The 18,230-nt window shown below is 68.8% G+C and carries 18 protein-coding genes and 1 pseudogene; 15 read left to right on the top strand and 4 right to left on the bottom strand.

From position 1 onward, the window contains the following. The first annotated feature begins 42 nt into the window (after nucleotides 1-42). Entirely contained in the window at nucleotides 43-450 is a 408-nt protein-coding gene (locus AC07NF_RS07755; protein ID WP_291880350.1) for a PTS sugar transporter subunit IIA, read from the top strand. Nucleotides 451-455: 5 nt separating this feature from the next. Beyond that, entirely contained in the window at nucleotides 456-725 is a 270-nt protein-coding gene (locus AC07NF_RS07750; RefSeq protein ID WP_492813595.1) for an HPr family phosphocarrier protein, read from the top strand. A gap of 4 nt (nucleotides 726-729) precedes the next feature. On the opposite strand, the gene AC07NF_RS07745 is transcribed toward AC07NF_RS07750, so the two are convergent. Both AC07NF_RS07745 and AC07NF_RS07740 read right to left on the bottom strand, forming a co-directional pair. Continuing rightward, nucleotides 730-1,836 carry a glycoside hydrolase family 43 protein gene (locus tag AC07NF_RS07745; protein ID WP_494633472.1) on the bottom strand — a complete coding sequence of 369 codons (1,107 nt, stop codon included), beginning with the start codon at nucleotides 1,834-1,836 and terminating at the stop codon, nucleotides 730-732. A gap of 8 nt (nucleotides 1,837-1,844) precedes the next feature. Beyond that, nucleotides 1,845-3,416, bottom strand: a complete 1,572-nt coding sequence (locus AC07NF_RS07740; protein ID WP_494633471.1) for an alpha-N-arabinofuranosidase — start codon at nucleotides 3,414-3,416, stop codon at nucleotides 1,845-1,847. 90 nt (nucleotides 3,417-3,506) lie between these two features. On the opposite strand from AC07NF_RS07740, the pseudogene AC07NF_RS07735 reads away from it, so the two are divergent. Then, nucleotides 3,507-3,641, top strand: a pseudogene (locus tag AC07NF_RS07735) (NlpC/P60 family protein); the annotation flags it as partial. Between the two features lie 60 nt (nucleotides 3,642-3,701). On the opposite strand, the gene bioB reads toward AC07NF_RS07735, so the two are convergent. Further along, a complete protein-coding gene (bioB, locus tag AC07NF_RS07730; protein WP_494633856.1) occupies nucleotides 3,702-4,730 on the bottom strand; it encodes a biotin synthase BioB in 1,029 nt (342 codons plus the stop codon). A 101-nt stretch (nucleotides 4,731-4,831) separates the two neighbouring features. Here bioB and AC07NF_RS07725 point away from each other — a divergent pair, with 101 nt between their 5' ends. From AC07NF_RS07725 to AC07NF_RS07690, 8 genes are all read left to right on the top strand, one after another. Next, nucleotides 4,832-6,313 (top strand): CYTH and CHAD domain-containing protein, encoded by a 1,482-nt coding sequence (locus AC07NF_RS07725; RefSeq protein WP_494633470.1) that lies wholly within the window; start codon nucleotides 4,832-4,834, stop codon nucleotides 6,311-6,313. A 99-nt stretch (nucleotides 6,314-6,412) separates the two neighbouring features. Further along, complete coding sequence (locus tag AC07NF_RS07720; RefSeq protein WP_494633469.1) at nucleotides 6,413-6,655, top strand: hypothetical protein; 243 nt, start codon at nucleotides 6,413-6,415, stop codon at nucleotides 6,653-6,655. Nucleotides 6,656-6,734: 79 nt separating this feature from the next. After that, nucleotides 6,735-7,643 (top strand): glucosamine inositolphosphorylceramide transferase family protein, encoded by a 909-nt coding sequence (locus AC07NF_RS07715; protein ID WP_494633468.1) that lies wholly within the window; start codon nucleotides 6,735-6,737, stop codon nucleotides 7,641-7,643. A gap of 83 nt (nucleotides 7,644-7,726) precedes the next feature. Next, nucleotides 7,727-8,929, top strand: a complete 1,203-nt coding sequence (locus tag AC07NF_RS07710; protein WP_494633467.1) for a CDP-glycerol glycerophosphotransferase family protein — start codon at nucleotides 7,727-7,729, stop codon at nucleotides 8,927-8,929. Then, on the top strand, nucleotides 8,922-10,241 hold the full coding sequence (locus tag AC07NF_RS07705) for a lipopolysaccharide biosynthesis protein (protein WP_494633466.1): 1,320 nt from the start codon (nucleotides 8,922-8,924) through the stop codon (nucleotides 10,239-10,241). The genes AC07NF_RS07710 and AC07NF_RS07705 overlap by 8 nt, the downstream gene beginning before the upstream one ends. After that, nucleotides 10,241-11,329, top strand: a complete 1,089-nt coding sequence (locus tag AC07NF_RS07700) for a glycosyltransferase family 4 protein (protein WP_494633465.1) — start codon at nucleotides 10,241-10,243, stop codon at nucleotides 11,327-11,329. The genes AC07NF_RS07705 and AC07NF_RS07700 overlap by 1 nt, the downstream gene beginning before the upstream one ends. 1 nt (nucleotide 11,330) lies before the next feature. Next, on the top strand, nucleotides 11,331-12,434 hold the full coding sequence (locus AC07NF_RS07695) for a glycosyltransferase (protein ID WP_494633464.1): 1,104 nt from the start codon (nucleotides 11,331-11,333) through the stop codon (nucleotides 12,432-12,434). A 71-nt stretch (nucleotides 12,435-12,505) separates the two neighbouring features. After that, complete coding sequence (locus AC07NF_RS07690; protein ID WP_494633463.1) at nucleotides 12,506-13,069, top strand: hypothetical protein; 564 nt, start codon at nucleotides 12,506-12,508, stop codon at nucleotides 13,067-13,069. A 79-nt stretch (nucleotides 13,070-13,148) separates the two neighbouring features. On the opposite strand, the gene pal is transcribed toward AC07NF_RS07690, so the two are convergent. After that, the gene (pal, locus tag AC07NF_RS07685) at nucleotides 13,149-13,685 is read right to left on the bottom strand and encodes a peptidoglycan-associated lipoprotein Pal (RefSeq protein ID WP_494633462.1); all 537 of its coding nucleotides are present in this window, start codon (nucleotides 13,683-13,685) and stop codon (nucleotides 13,149-13,151) included. A 244-nt stretch (nucleotides 13,686-13,929) separates the two neighbouring features. Between pal and AC07NF_RS07680 the strand changes: the two genes are divergently transcribed. The 4 genes from AC07NF_RS07680 (at nucleotide 13,930) to AC07NF_RS07665 (ending at nucleotide 18,201) form a co-directional block, all read left to right on the top strand. Further along, nucleotides 13,930-15,387: an ATP-binding protein gene (locus AC07NF_RS07680; RefSeq protein ID WP_494633461.1), complete on the top strand. Its 1,458-nt coding sequence runs from the start codon at nucleotides 13,930-13,932 to the stop codon at nucleotides 15,385-15,387. Further along, a complete protein-coding gene (locus AC07NF_RS07675; RefSeq protein ID WP_494633460.1) occupies nucleotides 15,384-16,085 on the top strand; it encodes a response regulator in 702 nt (233 codons plus the stop codon). Before AC07NF_RS07680 ends, AC07NF_RS07675 begins: the two co-directional genes overlap by 4 nt. Nucleotides 16,086-16,114: 29 nt before the next feature. Continuing rightward, a complete protein-coding gene (locus AC07NF_RS07670; RefSeq protein ID WP_494633459.1) occupies nucleotides 16,115-17,746 on the top strand; it encodes a Na+/H+ antiporter in 1,632 nt (543 codons plus the stop codon). Nucleotides 17,747-18,036: 290 nt separating this feature from the next. Then, on the top strand, nucleotides 18,037-18,201 hold the full coding sequence (locus AC07NF_RS07665) for a hypothetical protein (protein ID WP_494633458.1): 165 nt from the start codon (nucleotides 18,037-18,039) through the stop codon (nucleotides 18,199-18,201). The last annotated feature ends 29 nt before the right edge of the window (nucleotides 18,202-18,230 follow it).

The raw sequence follows: 18,230 nt of genomic DNA, 5'->3' as shown, positions 1-18,230 counted from the left end.
CCGTCGCGAAGGGGAATGGGGATCCCGTTTGAGACACAAGGCATGATCGGGCTCGTGATCGTGACGCACGGGCGTCTGGCGGAAGAGTTCGTCTCCGCCATGGAACATGTCGTAGGGCCGCAGGCCGCCGTGAAGGCGATCTGCATCGGTCCCGAAGACGACATGGAACGTCGCCGCTCGGATATCTTGAAGGCCTGCGCCGAAGTCGATGTCGACGGCGAAGGCGTCATCCTGCTGACCGACATGTTCGGCGGCACGCCCAGCAACCTGGCCATTTCGGTCATGGAGCAGACCAAGGCCGAGGTCATCGCCGGCCTGAACCTGCCCATGCTGATCAAGCTGGCCAGCGTGCGCCAGCGCGAGACCCTGCAAGCCTGCGTCGCCCACGCCCAGGAGGCTGGACGCAAGTACATCTCCGTGGCCTCCTACGTGCTGGCTGGGGAAAAGTAGCAGGCATGACGTCCAGAACGGTCGAGATCGTCAACGAGCGCGGCTTGCACGCGCGGGCCTCGGCCAAGTTCGTGAAGATGGCGTCCGGTTTCGACGCCGAGGTGACGGTCAGCCGCGAAGGCTCCTCCGTCGACGCCCGCTCGATCATGGGCCTGATGATGCTGGCCGCCGGCATCGGCTCGACGATCGACATCACCGCCGAGGGCCCGGAGGCCCAGGCGGCGCTCGAAGCGCTGTGTGAGCTGGTCGAGAACCGGTTCGACGAGGAGCGGTAGGCTCCTACTTCCCCGCGAACCACCCCTTCAGCCGCTCCGCCTCCGCCGGCGTGATCGGAATCACCGCCCCGTGCTTGGGGTTGGCGAAGTTGGTCGCCTTCATCGGTGAGTCCGGCTCGTTGAAGCGACCCAGGTTCTTGAAGTGGATGAAGTCCGTCGTCTCCGAGAAGCCCATGTTGTTCTTCGGCTTGGCGCCGAAGGCGTCGTACATCAGCACGTATTTGTCGGTCCCGTGGCGACGCCAGACGTTGGGGGCCTCGGCGTGGACGGTCTCGGGGTCGACCTTAGTGGGATCGAAGGCGTAGCCGCCGGTCAGGTGGTCCGAGACCGCCTGGCGGATATTCCCCGGCGCCTCGTCGGTGACGTAGAACATCCGGTACTTGCTCCCGACCTTGGTGATGTCGGCGTCGATCGCGGCCTTGCCCTTGGTCGGATAGTCGAACAGCCGCTTGGGCGCCGTGGTCAGGGTCGTGAAGGCCGGGTCGGCATAGGAATAGACCAGATACGCCGGGTCGTTGTGGACGCGGGTGGTGTAGTAGACCATCAGCTTGCCGACCGCCGGATCCCAGATCAGCTCCGGGGCCCAGGCGGCGCTGAGGTCCTTCACCTCGTCGAAAAGGTCGTCGGGCGCCACGCGGGCGTGGGTCCAGTGGATGAGGTCGTACGACTTCATCAGGATCAGGTTCTTGTTGTTGCCCCAGCCCCATTCAGCCTGCGGACGCTCCCATTGCGTGGTCCGCAGCCCCTCGCGCTGGGCGTAGATGTGCAGGTCGGTCATGGCCAGGTAGAAGGCGCCGTCCGGCCCGCGCAGGATGTAGGGGTCGCGCACGCCCTTCTGGTCGGCCAACTGGGCGCCGGTGAAGATCGGCTCGCCGCCGTTGACGTCGGTGAAGGTGTAGCCGTCGGTCGAGGTGGCGAAATAGACCGCGTGGGTCTCGTCCTTGAAGTAGACGAAGAGGTAGCTGGTCTGGGCCTTCGCGGCCGGGACGACGGCGGCGCGGCCGGTCAGCTTGTCGACCAGTTCGAGCGTCTTGGGGGCGGCGAGGACTGGGGCGCTCGCGGCGAGCAGGGCGATGGCGGCGACGGCCGCGTTCAGCAAGCGTTTCATCATCGTTGCTCCTACTTCACCGGATCCAGGCCGATCACCGTCACCGAGTGCGGCGGCAGCTCCAGGACACCGCCAGCCTTGATCACCGCCGGCTGCGGCTTGACCCGCGTCGGGGCGGCGAAGGTGTTGAAGGCGCCCATGTCGTCGCCGGCCAGGGTGTCGCCGCTCGCCCCGTTGAAGCTGTAGCCAGCCACCGTCGGCGTGATGGTCAGCGGCTGGCGCGGATCGAGGTTCGTGAACGACAGCCACAGCTTGCCGTCCTTGCCGATCGCGCCCATGGCGTCCAGGCGTGGAAGCGCGATCTCGCCCTCCTTGTAGGTCCCGGCCTCATAGGCCAGCGGCACGACGCGGGCGTCCTGGAACGGCGTGTACATCCGGAACACATGGTAGGTCGGCGTCAGCAGCATCTTGTCGCCGTCGGTCAAGATCATCGCCTGCAGGACGCTGATCGTCTGGGCGATGTTGGCGCCGCGCACCCGGTCGGCGTGGCGGGCGAAGATGTTGAGGTTCAGGGCCGCGACGATCGCGTCGCGCTGGCTGCTCTGCTGGTATAGCGACGACTTGGCCGCGCCTTCCTCTTCCTTGAACCAGGTCCCCCACTCGTCGACATACAGGCCGACCTTCTTCTCCGGGTCATGCTTGTCCATGATCGCCGAATGCTTGGTGACCAGCTCCTCCATCCACAGGGTGGACTTCAGGAGCTCGGCATACTGGTGGGCGTCGAAGCCCGTGGCCCGCTCGGACTTCTTGGGCCAGGTGTAGCTGTGCAGCGAGACGCCATCGATGCTCCAGTTCCACGCCGTCTTGACCGCGGCCTGCATCACCGTCTCGGTCCAGGCATAGTCGTCGCGGTCGGGGCCAACGGCGATCTTCAGCATTTTCTGGCCGGACTTCGGATCCTTCTGAGCGGGGTTGAAGCTCTTGGAGAAGTTGGCGTAGCGCCGCATCTCGTGAACATATTCGGCCGCCGTCATCGCGCCGCCGCAGCCCCAGCTCTCATTGCCCAGGCCCAGGATCGAGACCTTGTAGGGCTTGGGATGACCGTTGGCCGCGCGCAGCTGGCCCAGCTCCGTCGGCAGGTCGGTGGTCATGTATTCCAGCCACTCGGAGCTTTCCTGCGGCGTGCCCGAACCGACATTGATCGAGATGTAGGCGTCGGCCCCGATCTGGTCGACGAAGTCCATGAACTCGTGAGTGCCGAAGGTGTTGGGCTCGGTGACGCCACCCCAGCTGGAATTGATCGTCGTCGGCCGGTCTTTGCCGATGCCCTTTTTCCAGTGGTACTCGTCGGCGAAACAGCCGCCCGGCCAGCGCACATTGGGAACCTTGATCGCCTTCAGCGCCGCCACGACATCGTTGCGGATGCCGCGGGTGTTGGAGATCTTGGAGTCCGGCCCGACCCAGATGCCTTCGTAGACGCCTCGGCCGAGATGCTCGGAGAATTGTCCGAGTATATTGCGGTTGATGACCGCGCCGGGTTTGGCGGCGTCGATGGTGATCTTGGTTACGGGCTCGGCGGCGTGCGCGGGGACCGTTGCCAGGAAAGCCATGGCGAAACCTGCCGCCATCCAGGTGGATTTCATCGCCGCTTCCGTCCCGATTATTTTGTCTGACTATTGGAAGCGATCCAAGCCGACGGGGGCGGGGTTTGTCAAGGACGGGGAAGTCGGAGGGTGTCGCCTCAGATCCTCCCCCAGAGGGGGAGGTGGTGCGAAGCGCCGGAGGGGGTAGTTGTCCTGGCCCGGCCTCTTCCCCCTCCGTCGTCGCTACGCGCCGACACCTCCCCCGCTTGGGGGGAGGATCTGATGGGCATTCCCCTATTGGGGGAGGGGGACCGGCGAAGCCGGTGGAGGGGCTAGAGCCTGCTCCTACTCGGCCGCGATGACCTCGTGCGCATGGGCCTTGGCTTCGACCCGCACCTGGCCGCCCATCGGCCGCAGGTCCAGGTCTTGGAACAGCTTGCTGTCCTCGTCCATGCCCGGCAGCGGGGTCGTCAGCAGCTTGCCGCCGACGAAGATCGAGTTGGCGCCAGCCATGAAGCACAGCGCCTGCAGCTCGCGGCTCATGCCTTCGCGGCCGGCCGACAGGCGGACCATCGATTTCGGGCAGACGATGCGGGCGACGGCGATGGTGCGGATGAACTCGATCGAGTCGATGGCCTTGCCTTCCGCCAGCACGCGGTCGCCCAGCGGCGTGCCGCTGACCGGCACCAGGCCGTTGATCGGCAGGCTGTCGGGATGCGACGGCAGGGTCGCCAGCTGATGCAGCAGGCCGGCGCGGTCGCGGCGCTGCTCGCCCATGCCGACGATGCCGCCGCAGCAGGTGCTCATGCCGGCGTCGCGGACGTGGGCCAGGGTGTCGAGGCGCTCCTGGTAGGTGCGCGTGGTCACGACGTCCTTGTAATAGTCCGGACCGGTGTCGAGGTTGTGGTTGTAGTAGTCCAGGCCCGCGTCCTTCAGGGCCTTGGCCTGGTCGGCGGTCAGCATGCCCAGCGTGGCGCAGGTCTCCATGCCCAGCGCCTTCACCTCGCCGATCATCTCGGCCAGCTTGGGCAGGTCGCGGTCCTTCAGCTCGCGCCAGGCCGCGCCCATGCAGAAGCGCTGGGCGCCGCCGTCGCGGGCCGCGCGGGCCTTGGCCACCACGTCGTCGGCGGCCATCAGCTTCTCGGCCTTGAGACCGGTCTTGAAGTGGGCCGACTGGCTGCAATAGCCGCAGTTCTCGGCGCAGCCGCCGGTCTTCACCGACAACAGCTGCGACAGCTGGACCTCGGAGGGATCGAAGTGCGCGCGGTGCACGTTGGCCGCCTGGAAGACCAGCTCCATGAAGGGCAGGTCGAACAGGGCCTCGACTTGATCGAGGGTCCAGTCATGGCGGGGCTGCGAAGTGTTGATCTGCATCATGGCGCGCACGTTTGGACCCGGACATGACGCTTGGCAAGACTGGGGGCAAGACTTGGGCTAGAGGTGTGCCGCTGGACGGGGCCCGGAGTTCGTAAGCCATGGATCGCGAGATCGAGCTGAAGTTCCTGATCCCGCCCGAAGCGGCGGCCTTGGCCCTGGCCCAGCTGCAGGGCGAGGGCGCGGTGCGCCAGCTGGACGCCACCTATTTCGACACTCCCGACCATGCGCTGCGCAAGGCGGGCTTTGGCCTGCGGGTGCGCGACGGCGAGGGCGGCCGCAAGCAGACCCTGAAGTCGGCCTCGGCCGGCGGGGTGTTCTCGCGCGGCGAGTGGGAAGAGAGAATCGCAGGCCCCGGTCCCGATCGTGACGCCCTGGCCCGCACGCCCGCCGCCGCCATGCTGGCCGGCGAGGATCTGGCGCCGGTCTTCACGACCCGCGTCGAGCGGACGGTGCGGATGGTCCGGGTCGGCGAGGCGTTGATCGAAGCGGCGCTCGACCGTGGCGAACTCAGCGCCGACGACCGGCGCGCGCCGGTCTGCGAGCTGGAGCTGGAACTGAAATCCGGCGAACCGGGCGCGCTGTTCGACCTGGCCCGACAGCTGTCGCGCAACGTGCCGCTGCGGCTGTCGCTGATCAGCAAGGCCGAGCGGGGCTATGGCCTCGCCGCCGGCGTCGACACCCCCGCTCCCCGTCGCCAGGCCGCGACGCTGGAGCCCCGCGCCACGGTCGCCGAGGCGCTGCAGGCGCTGGGGCAAGCGGGCCTCACACACCTCTGCGCGGGCCTTGAGGCCCTGCGCGAACGGCCCGAGCCCGACGCCGTGCACCAGGCCCGCGTGGCGACCCGCCGACTGCGGGCGCTCTTGAAGATCTTCAAGCCGCTGACGGGGGACGAGGCCGCCCACCGCCTCGACGCCGAGCTGGACTGGCTGGCCGGCGAGTTTGACGCCGCCCGCGATCTCGACGTCTTCGTCGGCGAGGTCTGGGAGAAGCAGGTGACCGGCGCGAGCTTCACCGGCCGTGACGCCTTCGAGCGCGGGCTCAAGGCGGCGCACGCCAACGCCTATCTGCGCATGGAAGCGGCGCTGGAAAGCCCCCGCGCCCGCGACGTTCTGCTCGAGGCCGCGGCCTGGCTGGAAGCCGGCGCCTGGACCCGCGATCCAGCGCTGAAGGACGTCCGCAACGGCCGCGCCGATGCGTTCGCCGCGCAGGTGCTCGACCATCGCCGCCAGCAGGTGAAGAAACGCGCCAAGCATTTCGCCGACCTCGACGCCCACGCGCGTCACAAGCTGCGCCTGAAGGGCAAGACCCTGCGCTATGCCGCCGAGGATCTCGTGGTCCTCTTCCCGGATCATCCGAAACGCGCCGAGGTTTTCATCGAGGCTTCGAAGGCCGTGCAGGACGTCCTGGGCCAGTTGAACGACCGCCATGTCCGCCAGGCCCTAGTGGAAACCGCCGCTCACGGCGACGAAGCCCTGGCTCGCGACGCCGCCCGCGTGGTGCTGGCCGACGACGAAAACGAGCTGCTGAAGACCGCCGGCAAGGCCCTGGACGACCTGCTCGACGCCAAGCCGTTCTGGTGAGACCGGAATCCGAACTACCGCCCATGTTGGCCCACGGAACGGCCGTCGAACCCAGGGCGTTTGGCCCCAGCCGCGACATCGCGGTGCTGGGGTCTTGTCGTGCCGCACTGCTATTCCATCCTGGCCGCCTCGAACGGGTGGCGCCTCTATCTGGGCGATGACGAACTCGTCGGCGTCTTCGCAAATCCGGGCCAGGCCGAGCGGCGCGCCCGATTCCTCGCCGCTCGCGCCTCGGTTCGCGGCTTCGACAGCGAGATCCTGGTCTACGGCGTCGACGGGACCTTGCGAGGCCGCTGGCATGCCGAGCGCTTCGAACCCGCGCTGATCCGTCAGGCCGCATGACGGCCGGGCCGGATCGGGACCACGGGTCTGGCGGTAAACCAACTTGAAAATCGCCAGCGCTTTGCGCTAGCGCAGAAGCATGCCTCTTTTTTCGGACATTTGGCGGATCGGTATCCTCGAATCCCCCATCCAGGCGATCGCCCAGAGCGGCGGCCTGCACCAGGCCAAGGTCCGCTGGCTCCCGGAAGAGCCGGACTACACATTCCTGGCCGATCCGTTCGGGCTATGGCGCGACGGTCGTCTGCACCTCTTCGCCGAGGGCTACGACTATCGCACGCGCCATGGCTTCATCGACCACCTGGAACTCGACAGCGATTTCCGGCCCGTCGCGCGCAGCACGGTGCTGCGCGAGCCCTGGCACCTTTCCTATCCCATGGTGTTCGAGGCTGAGGGCGAGACCTGGATGGCGCCGGAGGCCTTCCGGTCCGGGACCTTCACCCTGTACCGCGCCAAGCATTTCCCGGACGTCTGGGAGCCGGCCGCGCAGTTCGCCTTCGACACCCCGGCCATCGACCCGACCTTCTTCCAGTGGGAAGGCCGCTGGTGGTGCGCCTATTCGCCGGACGGGTCTCAACAGGACAAGCAGGGCAAGCTGCACCTGGCCTATGCCGACAGCCTGCTCGGTCCCTGGACCACGCATCCCGGCAATCCCGTGCGGATCGACCTGGCCAGCAGCCGGCCGGGCGGCACGCCGTTCGTGCATGAAGGGCGACTGCATCTGCCGGTCCAGGACTGCACCCGCACCTATGGCGGCGACCTGCGTCTGCTGGTCATCAATGTCCTGACGCCCGACCGTTTCGAGGCCGAGGCCACGCCGGTCCTGGCCCCGCCCCAGGATGCGGGACGCTATACGGGCGGGCGTCACACGCTCAGCGCCTGCGGGCCGGTCACCCTGATCGACGCCAAACGGGTCAAGGTCTCGCCCCGCGGCCTGGCGATGTCCATCGCCCGCAAGCTGCGCGCCCGCGGCGCGAAACGTTCCTTATAAGGATTTTATCCGCGACGAGAGGTCGCAACCCGCAGAGCTTAACAGTGGGTAAGGGTCCGCGCGATCGGTGGCGTCACACTGATATGCGGATCTGTTTCCTCTTCAATCACGACCAAGTCCATCAGGTGGCGCACAGCCTGCCGATCGCCCTGGCGATGCTGGACGCCGATCTCGACGCCGAGATCGTCATCGCCACGTCCAATCCCCGGCTGACGGCCGAGGTGACCCGCATCAGCGGCGGACGCCCCGGCCTGCCGGTCGTGGAGCTGGGCCTGAACAAGCGCTCCAGCCGATTGCTCAACCACACGCTGGGCGGCCTGCTGCCGGCCGAGAAGCTGCTGTTCTATCGCGACAACCTCGAGTTCTTCCGCAAGGTCGACGTGCTGGTGGTCGCCGAAAAGACCTCGCTGATCCTCAAGACCAAGTTCGGCCTGGACCACCTGAAGGTCGTCCACACCCGCCACGGCGCCGGCGACCGAGCTGTCGGCTTCGACCCCGCCAGCGCCCTGTTCGACCACGTGCTGGTCTCGGGTCCCAAGATCCGCGAGCGCCTGGTCAGCGACACCGGCGTGAAGCCCGATGCGATCTCGGTGGTGGGCTACCCGAAGTTCGACCTGGCGCCCGCCGCCCCGCCGCGCCCGTTGCCCAACGACGGCCGGCCGCTGGTGCTCTACAACCCGCACGTCTCGCCGCACCTGTCGTCGTGGTTCACCGCCGGCCGTCAGGTGCTGGACTGGTTCGTCGAGCATCCCGAATACCAGCTGATCTTCGCGCCGCACGTCATGCTGTTCGAGCGGCCGTTCACGATCAGCATCGACAAGCTGCGCATCGACCGCCCCGGCAAGCTGGAGCCGCGCCACCTGAACGCGCCCAACATCCACATCGACCTGGGCAGCCGCGCCTCGACGACCATGGCCTATACCCAAGCCGCCGACATCTATCTGGGCGACGCCAGCAGCCAAGTCTACGAGTTCCTGCTGCGCTCGCGGCCCTGCATCTTCCTCAATCCGCAGGGCCATGACTGGCAGGGCGACAAGAACTTCGGCCACTGGAACCTGGGCCGCGTGATCGACGGCGTCGGACAGCTGGGCGACGCGCTGGAGACGGCCTCGTCCGACCACGCCCTGCGCTATGGCCAGGTCCAGCGCGAGCTGTTCGAAAACAGCTTCCACCTGACCGAAGAACCCTCGGCGCGCCGCGCCGCGCGGGCCGTGGCGACCTTCGCCGGCCTGACCGCGCCGCTGCTGCAGCCGCTGACCGAGATGGCCCGGATCGCCTATGGCTGAGGATCGCGGCGCGCTGCGCGGCATCTTCGGCGATACGCTGCGTCTGCTGAGCGGCAAGGCCGGAGCCGGGGTCGTCAGCCTCGTCTACATCGCCCTGGCGGCCCACGCCCTGGGGCCGACGGACTATGGCGTGCTGGTCCTGGTCCACACCTATGTGCTGACCGTCGGCGGGGTCATCGAGTTTCCGGGCTGGCACGCGGTGGTGCGCTACGGCGCCCAGGCCCTGCTGGCCGGCGACGAGCAGCGGCTGGCGCGCCTGCTGAAGTTCGCCGCCCTGCTGGAGCTGGCCTGCGGTCTCGTCGCGGTCATCGTCGCGGCGCTGCTGGCGCCGTGGATCGGCGCCAAGCTCGGCTGGACGCCGCGCGCCATCGAACTGAGCCTGCCCTATAGCCTGGCGGTGCTGGCCACGGTGCGGGCTACCGCCGCCGGCTATCTGCAGGTGACCGGCCGCTTCGACCTTCTGGGCGCCCACAGCCTGGTCCCGGCCCTGGCCCGCCTGGTCGGCGCCGTGGTCGCCTGGGTAGGCGGTTGGGGCTTGGTCGGCTTCCTTTGGGCCTGGCTGGCCGCCGCTGTGCTGGAGTGGGCGGTCATGTGGATCATGGCCTTCGCCACCATGTCGCGCTCCCTGCGGTCCCTGGCCTTCCGCACGAGCCCGCGCGGTGTCCGGGCCGAGAACCCGGGCCTGCTGCGCTTCATGCTGGGCGCCAATGCCGACGTGACCTTCGCCGAGCTGGCCACACGCATGACCCCGCTGGCCATCGGCTGGCTGGCCGGACCGGCTGCTGCTGGCCTCTTCGCCATCGCCCAGCGCGCCACGGTGGTGATCGCCCAACCGGCCCAGAGCCTGGGCCAGGCGGCCTATGCCGAGCTCGCCAAGCTGGCGGCCAAGGGCCAGACCGCCCTGGTCATCTCGACCATCGCCCGCGCCAGCGGCGTGACCATGGCCATCGCCATTCCGGTCTGCGGACTGTTCGGCCTGTTTGGCGAGACCTTCGCCAGGCTGATGGGCGGCGACGGCTTCGCGGCGGCCGGCGGGCTGATGCTGTGGCTGGCCATCGCCCGCACCCTCTTGCTATGCGCCCCGCCGCTCAGCGCCGCCCTGACCGCCCTGGGTCGTCCCAGCCTGTCGGCGGCCATGAACCTGACCGGGAGCCTGGGCCTGGTTGCGATGCTGATGATCGCCCTGCCGCTCTGGGGCGAAGGCGCGGTCGGCCCCTGCGTTGTCGCCCAGGCGGTCCTGACCATGGCTTTGCTGGCCACCGCCCTGGCGACTCAAGCCGCGCCGGCGGCCCGTGCGCCGAAGGCCGCCTGATGCGCATCGCCTATGTCATCAACTCGGTCGAAGGCGGCGGGGCCCAGTCGCCGGTGCCCGCCATCGCCAAGGTGCTGCGCGATGAAGGCGCGCAAGTCGTCGTCTTCGCCCTCAGCCGCCGCGACGGTCGCGGCCTGGTCGCCATGGAGGCCGCAGGCCTTGAGGTCCGGGTCTGTGAGGCCGGCGAGAAGCAGCAGCTTTCCGCCCTCTCCTGGCTGAATGCCGAGCTGAAGGCCTGGCGGCCGGACGTCGTCTGGACCTCGCTCACCCGCGCCACCTTGATGGGCCAGATCGTCGGCGGTTGGCTGGGCAAGCCGGTGGTCAGCTGGCAGCACGCGGCCTTCCTCAAACCCGCCAACCGCACCCTGCTGCGGGCGCGCCGCTCGGCCTCGGCCCTGTGGATCGGCGATTCCGAGAGCGTCACCGCCCTGACCGCCGAGCGGATCGCGCCGGGTCCCGATCGACTGGTTTGCTGGCCGATCTTCTCGGTGAAGCCCGACGCGCCCCAGGCCGTCCCGTGGCGTCCCGGCCAAACCCTGCGCCTGGGCGCGCTGGGCCGGCTGCATCCGGTGAAGGGTTATGACGTGCTGCTGGACGCCCTGGCCCAGCTGAAGGCGCAAGGCTTCACGCCGCCCGCTCCCTTCGAGGTGCTGATCGCCGGCGACGGGGCCGAGCTGGAGCGCTTGGAAGCCCAGAAGGCGGCGGCGGGCCTCGACACTGTCCGCTTCGTCGGCTTCTGCCAGGATCCGCCTGAGTTCCTGGCGACCCTGCACCTCTATCTGCAGCCCTCGCGCTCGGAAGGCCTCTGCGTCGCCGCCCACGAGGCCATGCAAGCGGGTCTGCCGGTGCTGGCCTCAGCGGTGGGCGAGCTGCCCTTCAGCATCAGCCCCGGCGAGACCGGCTTCCTGACCCCGCCCCGCGATCCGACCGCCCTGGCGGCCACTCTGATCGAAGCCCTGTCGAAGCCCGAACGCCTGGAGGCCATGGGCCAGGCCGCCCGCGCTCGCGTCCAGGCCCGCTTCGGCGCAGACCAGTTCGCGGCGCGCGGCGCGGCGATCATGGAGCGGCTGCGGGCCATGGCCGCCTAAGATGAGGATCCTTGTCGTTCTGCACGACCTGCCGCTCGGCGGCACCGAACGTGTCGCCCTGCGTCTGGCCGACGCCTGGGCCAAGACGGGTCATGCCGTAACCCTGCTTTGCGGTTCGGCGACCGGCGCTCAGGCTGCCCTGGTCTCCGAACGGGTCGAGCTCGTCGAGTGCGTCCCGCCGATCCCGCGCGGCTTCGGATCCCGAATCCGCCTGGGCCGCGCCGTCGCGCGTCACCTGCGCCACCAGCCCGCCGATGTTCTGTTCGTACCCGGTAATTTCCACTGGTCGATCAGCCGATCCGTGGCCCAGATCCTCGGCGCTCGCCGACCGACCGTCGTCGCCCAAGTGAGCTCCCCGATCTTCAAGCACGGCCGCAGCGGCCTGAAACAACGGGCTTTCGAGGTCGGCGCCCGCCGGCGTCTGCGGGACGCCGATGCGATCGTGACGCTGTCGCCGCAAACCTTGCCCGAGGTCGACGCCCTGCTCGGCCGCCGCATAGCCAAGGCGATCCCCTTGCCCGCGCTCGATGACGAGGTCAGTCCGGCCCAGGCCGCTTCGGGTAAGCTGATCGTCGCGGCGGGCCGCCTGGCGCCTGAGAAGGGCTATGACATCGCGCTGAAGGCCTTCGCCCAGGTTCGCGATCTTGAGGCGCGACTGGCCTTCGTAGGCGACGGCCCGTTGCGGGATGACCTGGAGGCGCTGGCGACCAGCCTCGGTATCCGCGAGCGCGTCGAATTCGTCGGCTACCAACCAGACATCCGCCCCTGGCTCGATCGCGCTCGCCTGCTTCTGCTGAGCTCCTGGCACGAAGGCTTTGGCGCGGTCATCGTAGAGAGCCTGGGACGGGGTCGCCCCGTGGTCGCCACGAACTGCACGCCGGCGGTCAAGGACCTGCTGAGCGCCCCGGCGTTCGGCGCCGTCGCCGCGCCCGGCGATATTCAGGGACTGGCCACGGCGCTGGACGCGCAACTTAGCGCCCCGTCGCCAGATCCGCTGCGCCTTATCGAAGCCGTCCAAGACTACCGGATTTCATCCGTCGCCTCATCCTATCTCAAGCTCTTTCAATCCAAGACTGCTGAAAGACAACCTCAAGCATCAGTATAAGTTCGTTATACTTGCCGAACAACAGTGATCGGCGCTGGCTTGTCTTCGAGATCATTCCCGAAAGGCACGCCATGAGCGCCCATCGTTTCCTCGTTTCCGCCCTGTCGCTGGGTCTGCTGGCGACGTTCGCGCCCAGCGGCGCCCTGGCTCAGCAAACCCCGGCCGTCACCGCCGCGTCGCTGCAACAGCAGATCGCCGCCGCCGCCCAAGGCGCGGCCGGCCAGCCCGGCTTCGCCCGCCTGAGCAAGGCTCAAAAACTGGCGGCCATTCAGGCGGCCGTGGCCGCGGCCCTGGCCAAGAGCGGCGCGACGCTCGAGCAGATCTCGGCGGCGCTGATCCAGGCCGTGGCCTCCAATATCATCAGCGCGGGCGTTGCGATCTCGGTCGCCTCGTCGGTCTCGCCAGAGCTCGCCCAGCAGGTCGCGACCGCCCCGACCATTCAGGCTCAACTGCGGGCGGAAGGTCAGAGCGCCAACGTGACCACGGCCTCCACCGATGGCGGGGCCGGCGTCAGCGTTCTGGTCAATCTGCAGGGCGCGACCGCATCCGGCGGCGGCGCAACGTCCGCCACGACCACGACGCCGGCGCCCTACGATCCTTGCGCAGGCGTGGTCGCTGCCTATTGCGGCGGCTGACGGCTGACCAAAGGACCGGCCGGAGCCATGGGCTCCGGCCGGCGACGGCGGCGATGGGCTGTCACCGCCGGAGGACGCGTCAACGCGGCGCCAGATCCACCACCACGGTGCCGGCGTTGCGGTTACGCGACCAGGCGGCATCGCTGGCGCCGGCGTCGATCGGGCGCTCCTTACCGTACGAGACGGTCTGGATGCGGGCGCTGGACACACCTTGAGCGACCAGGAAGTCACGGGCGCTGGACGCGCGGCGAGCGCCCAGCGCGAAGTTGTATTCGCGCGTGCCGCGTTCGTCGCAGTTGCCGGCGACCAGGACGCGCACCTCCGGATGGCTGGCCAGCCACTGGGCCTGCGCGGCCAGGATCTGGCGGGCCTCGCCGCTCAGATCGTAGCTGTCGAGCGCGAAGAACACTCGATCGCCGGCGCTGGCCGCCAGCTGTTCCTGCAAGCTGCGGTGGGCTGGATTCTGGTCGAGCGCCGGCGGCGCATAAGGATCGCTGGCCGGAGGCGGCGGGACCTCGGCGACGGGTGCGACCGGCGCGGGCTTAGGTTTGGACGCGCAGGCCGACAGGCCCAGAACGACAGCGAGGGTCAGGGGAACAGAAATCAAACGAGACATGGCGCATCCGACGGTCAAAGATCGCCGCCATGCAGCCGATCCGCCGCGCCAAGCTCAAGCATAAGAACCTTATAACGCCCTGGCCATAACGGGCCCATAATTGCCGCGGCCGACCGGGATCGACATGGTGTCGCTCCCGCAACGCGCCGGGCGCGCGCCGGTCGATCCCCCTAGTGTGCTCTTGCCTCGTGCAAGGCGCATGACCCTGCCCCCCGACCGGCGCGCGAGTAGCTTTTCCAGGGTGATGATGGCGCAGACGATCCCCGTTCCGCTGACTTTGGCCGCACGCCGCCTGCGGCCCTACGGCGCGGCGCTGCTCTACACGCTGTGCGCCACCGGCGTGTCCGAGCTGCTCTATCGCCTGTTCGACACGACCCGGTTGTCGATGGTGTTCCTGGCTGGGGTGTTGCTGACCGCGGTCACCCAAGGGGCCTATCCCGGCTACTTCGCCGCCTTTCTGGCCTTCGCGATCTACAACGTCTATCTGGTCGAACCCCGCTTCACCTTCACCTTCGCCTCGACCGAGGACGTGCTGGTGCTGCTGACCTTCCTGGCGGTGGCCATGCTGACCGGGGGGCTGACGGGCCGCCTGCGCGACGAGGCCCGGCGCAACAGCATCCGGGCCCGCGCCACCGCCGCCCTGTTCGAGACCAGCCGCCAGCTCTCCTCCGCCGAGGACGAGATGGCCATCCGCCTGCTGGTGGTCGAGCAGATGGCCGCGGCCGCCAAGGGCGAGGCGGCCATGGTCGATCGCGCCCTGGTCTGGAGCTCCCCGCGCACCGAGGCGATGTTGTCGGCGCCGCCCGAACCGCCGGACTTCAGCCAGCCGGGCTGGTGGGTCCGGGACCTGGTCGCCGACGGCGCCGAACTGGGCGTCGTGGCCTGGCGTGGCGCCGAGGGCGTGCCGGACGCCGACAGCGAGCGGCTGATCCAGGTCCTGGCCGACCTGGGCGCGGCCGCCATCCAGCGCGCCCGCCTCTCGGCCGCGCGGTCCGAGGTCGCCGCCGCGGCCCGGACCGAGCAGCTACGCGACGCCCTGCTCTCGTCGATCTCGCACGACCTGCGTACGCCGCTGGCGGCGATCCTGGCCTCGGCCAGCAGCCTCAAGGCGTTCGGCGGCCAGTTCCCCGAGGACGTCCGCGACGACCTGGTCACCACGATCGAGGAAGAGGCCGAGCGCCTGAACCGCTTCGTGGCCAACCTTCTGAGCATGACCAAACTGGAGTCCGGCGCCCTGGTGCTGGAGAGCCAGAAGTTCTCGGCCGCCGAAGTGGTCAATCGCGCCGCCGACCGCCTGGCCCGCCAGGGCTGCGTGGTCGAGCGGACCATCGAGGACCAGGCGATGGTCGAGGGCGATCCGGTCCTACTGGACCAGGCGCTGGGCAACGTCCTGGAGAATGCCGCGCGTTACGGCCACGACGACCGGCCGATCGCCGTGCGCGTCCGCGCCCTGGACGACACCGTGTTGATCGAGGTCGCCGACGAAGGCCCCGGCGTCCCCGAAGCCGACCAAGCGCGGATCTTCGAAAAGTTCTATCGCTCGCCGGCCTCGGCCAAGGCCAGCCAGGGCACGGGCCTTGGCCTGTCCATCGCCCGCGGCCTCGTCGAGGCCATGGGCGGCTCGATCCGGGCCGCCGGTCGTTCGGACGACCGCACGGGCCTCGTCGTCAGCCTGATGCTCCCCAGGAAGCGCGCCGCATGACCCAGCCCCTCGCCCAGGTCCTGCTCGTCGATGACGAACCGCAATTGGTGCGCGCCCTGACGCCGGCGCTGAAGGCGGCCGGCTATGCGGTGTCGGTCGCCGACAGCGGCCAGGCGGCCCTGGCGCACTTGGCGGCCGAGGGCTGCGACGCCGTCATCCTGGACCTGGGCTTGCCCGACATGGATGGCAAGGCGGTGATCGGCCGGATCCGCGAGTGGTCCGAGGTGCCGATCGTCGTGCTGTCGGCCCGCGACATCGAGCACGAAAAGATCGCCGCCCTGGACCTCGGCGCCGACGACTTCGTCAACAAGCCCTTCGGCATCGGCGAGCTGCTGGCCCGCCTGCGCGCGGCGATGCGCGGCCGCGAGCGCCGGTTCTCGGCCCGGGCCCGCTTCAAGAGCGGCGACCTGGAGATCAATTTCGCCGACCGCCACGTCTTCGTGCTGGGCGAGGAGGTCCGGCTGACGCCCCGCGAATACGACCTGCTGCGCAGCCTGGCCCGCTATGCCGGCCGCGTGGTCACCCATCGCCAGCTGATGACCGCTGTCTGGGGGCCGGACGCCCAGGTCGACGCCCAGTTCGTGCGCGTCCTGGTCGGTCAGGTTCGTCAGAAGCTGGAGGAAGAACCCGCCTCGCCGCGCCTGCTGCTGACCGAGCCGGGCCTGGGCTATCGCCTGGCCCCCGAGGATGAGCCGTAGGGGTTCGATAGAAACACTTCGAGGACCGCATGCAGACTGTCGAGATCGTCCTGGCGCTCCTGGCCGCCGTCGTTCTGAGCGGCGCCGCGGCGCGCTTCCTGCCGCTGGCCGTGCCCGCGCCGCTGGTGCAGATCGGCCTGGGCGCGTTGATCGCTTTGGTGACCAAGGCGCCGGTGGCCCTGGATCCCCAGCTGTTCTTCCTGCTGTTCCTGCCGCCGCTGCTGTTCCTGGACGGCTGGCGCATCCCCAAGGACGACTTCTTCCGAGATCTACCGATCATCCTGGAGATGGCGCTGGGCCTGGTGGTGCTGACCGTCGTCGGCGCGGGCCTGTTCATTCACTGGATGATCCCCGCCATGCCGGTGGCCGTCGCCTTCGCCCTGGCTGCCGTGATCTCGCCGACCGACCCGATCGCGGTCTCGGCCATCGCCCAGCGGGTGCCGATCCCCAAGCGCCTGATGCACATCCTGGAGGGGGAGTCGCTGCTGAACGACGCCTCGGGCCTGGTCTGCCTGCGCTTTGCCATCGCCGCCGCCCTGACCGGGACCTTCGTGCTGAAGGACGCGGTGCTGACCTTCGCCTGGGTCGCCGTCGCCGGCGTCGCGATCGGCGTCCTGACCACTCTGGTCGTCACCACCTTGAACGCCTGGCTGTCGCGCCGCAGCGCCGAGGACGCCGGCCCCCAGACCCTGGTCAGCCTGCTAATTCCGTTCGCGGCCTATCTCCTGGCGGAAAAGGTCCATGCCTCGGGCATCCTGGCCGCCGTCGCGGCGGGCGTGGCGATGAGCTTCTCCGAAGCCGCCCGCCAGACGGTCGCGGCAACGCGCGTTCGTCGCAACATGGTCTGGGACACCCTGCAGTTCAGCGCCAACGGCGTGATCTTCGTGCTGCTGGGCGAGCAGCTGCCCTCCATCCTGGCCGGCGCGGTCGAGACCGTGCACACGACCGGTCACCACGACGCCTGGTGGCTGGGCGTCTATGTCGTGGCGATCACCCTGGGCCTGGGGATCTTACGTTTCGCCTGGGTGTGGGGCTCGCTGAAGCTGACCCTGCTGCGCGCCCGCCGACGCGGCGAGGAGCGCGCCAGCCCGGACTGGAAGATCATCGCCGCCACCGCCTGCGCCGGCGCGCGCGGCGCCATCACCCTGGCCGGCGTCCTGACCCTGCCGCTGGCCACCGCCGCCGGCGCGCCCTTCCCCGCCCGCGACCTGGCCATCTTCCTGGCCGCGGGGGTGATCATCCTGTCGCTGATCATCTCCAGCGTGGCCCTGCCGCTGCTGCTGAAGAACCTGCAGCTGCCGCCCGACACGGACAGCCAGGAGCAGGCCGAGCAGGCTCGCACGACCTTGGCCAACGCCGCGATCCTGGCGGTCGAGCAGCTGATGACCGCCTCGGCCCACGCCGCCGATCACGACTTCCAGGCCGCCACAGCGCGTGTCGCCGACGTCTATCGCGACCGCCTCGACGCCCTGGCGCAGTCAGGCGAGGTGGCGATCGCCGCCAAGCGTAGTCTGGCGTTCGAGCGTGACATCCGCCTGGCGGCCTTGGAAGCCGAGCGTGACGCGCTTCGCGGGCTGGCCCGTCGCCGCTCGGTCAATGACAGGGTCCATGCACGCCTGACCCGCGACCTGGATCTGGCCGAGGCTCGAGCGCGCAGTTAGGGCGCCAACAGTGACCAGGGCTAAGCGCTGGTGCTCATGCTCGCCAGAGGCGCCAGGGATATCTTGAAGACCGACGATTGGGACGGCTCTGCGCCACACACTGACCGCTGTGTGCAGGGCTAAACAGGCGGAGCTCGAAGAGAAACGCGCCGGGATCGAAACACCGTCGGCGGTGGCGATCCATCCGGGTGCGGTGGCGACCTACGACGCGCTGACGCGGCGTTTGGCCAAAGTGATGCAGGGTTCTGAGGGGGAGGGGGTGCGCAGGGCGCTGCGCGAGGATCGAAGGCATGGAGGGCATCCCGCTTCAGGGGATGTGCCGTTTCGATCTAAATGCGCGCGGCAAAATCGCCGCGCTCCTGACGATGTCAGATGCGTTGAAGAATAACGCTGAAATGTTTGGGGATACCTTGGGTGCGGGGACAGGATTTGAACCTGTGACCTTCAGGTTATGAGCCTGACGAGCTACCGGGCTGCTCCACCC

The organism is Caulobacter sp. GW821-FHT10A06 (assembly GCF_059415805.1).
This window is presented reverse-complemented; position numbering and strand designations above follow the sequence as displayed.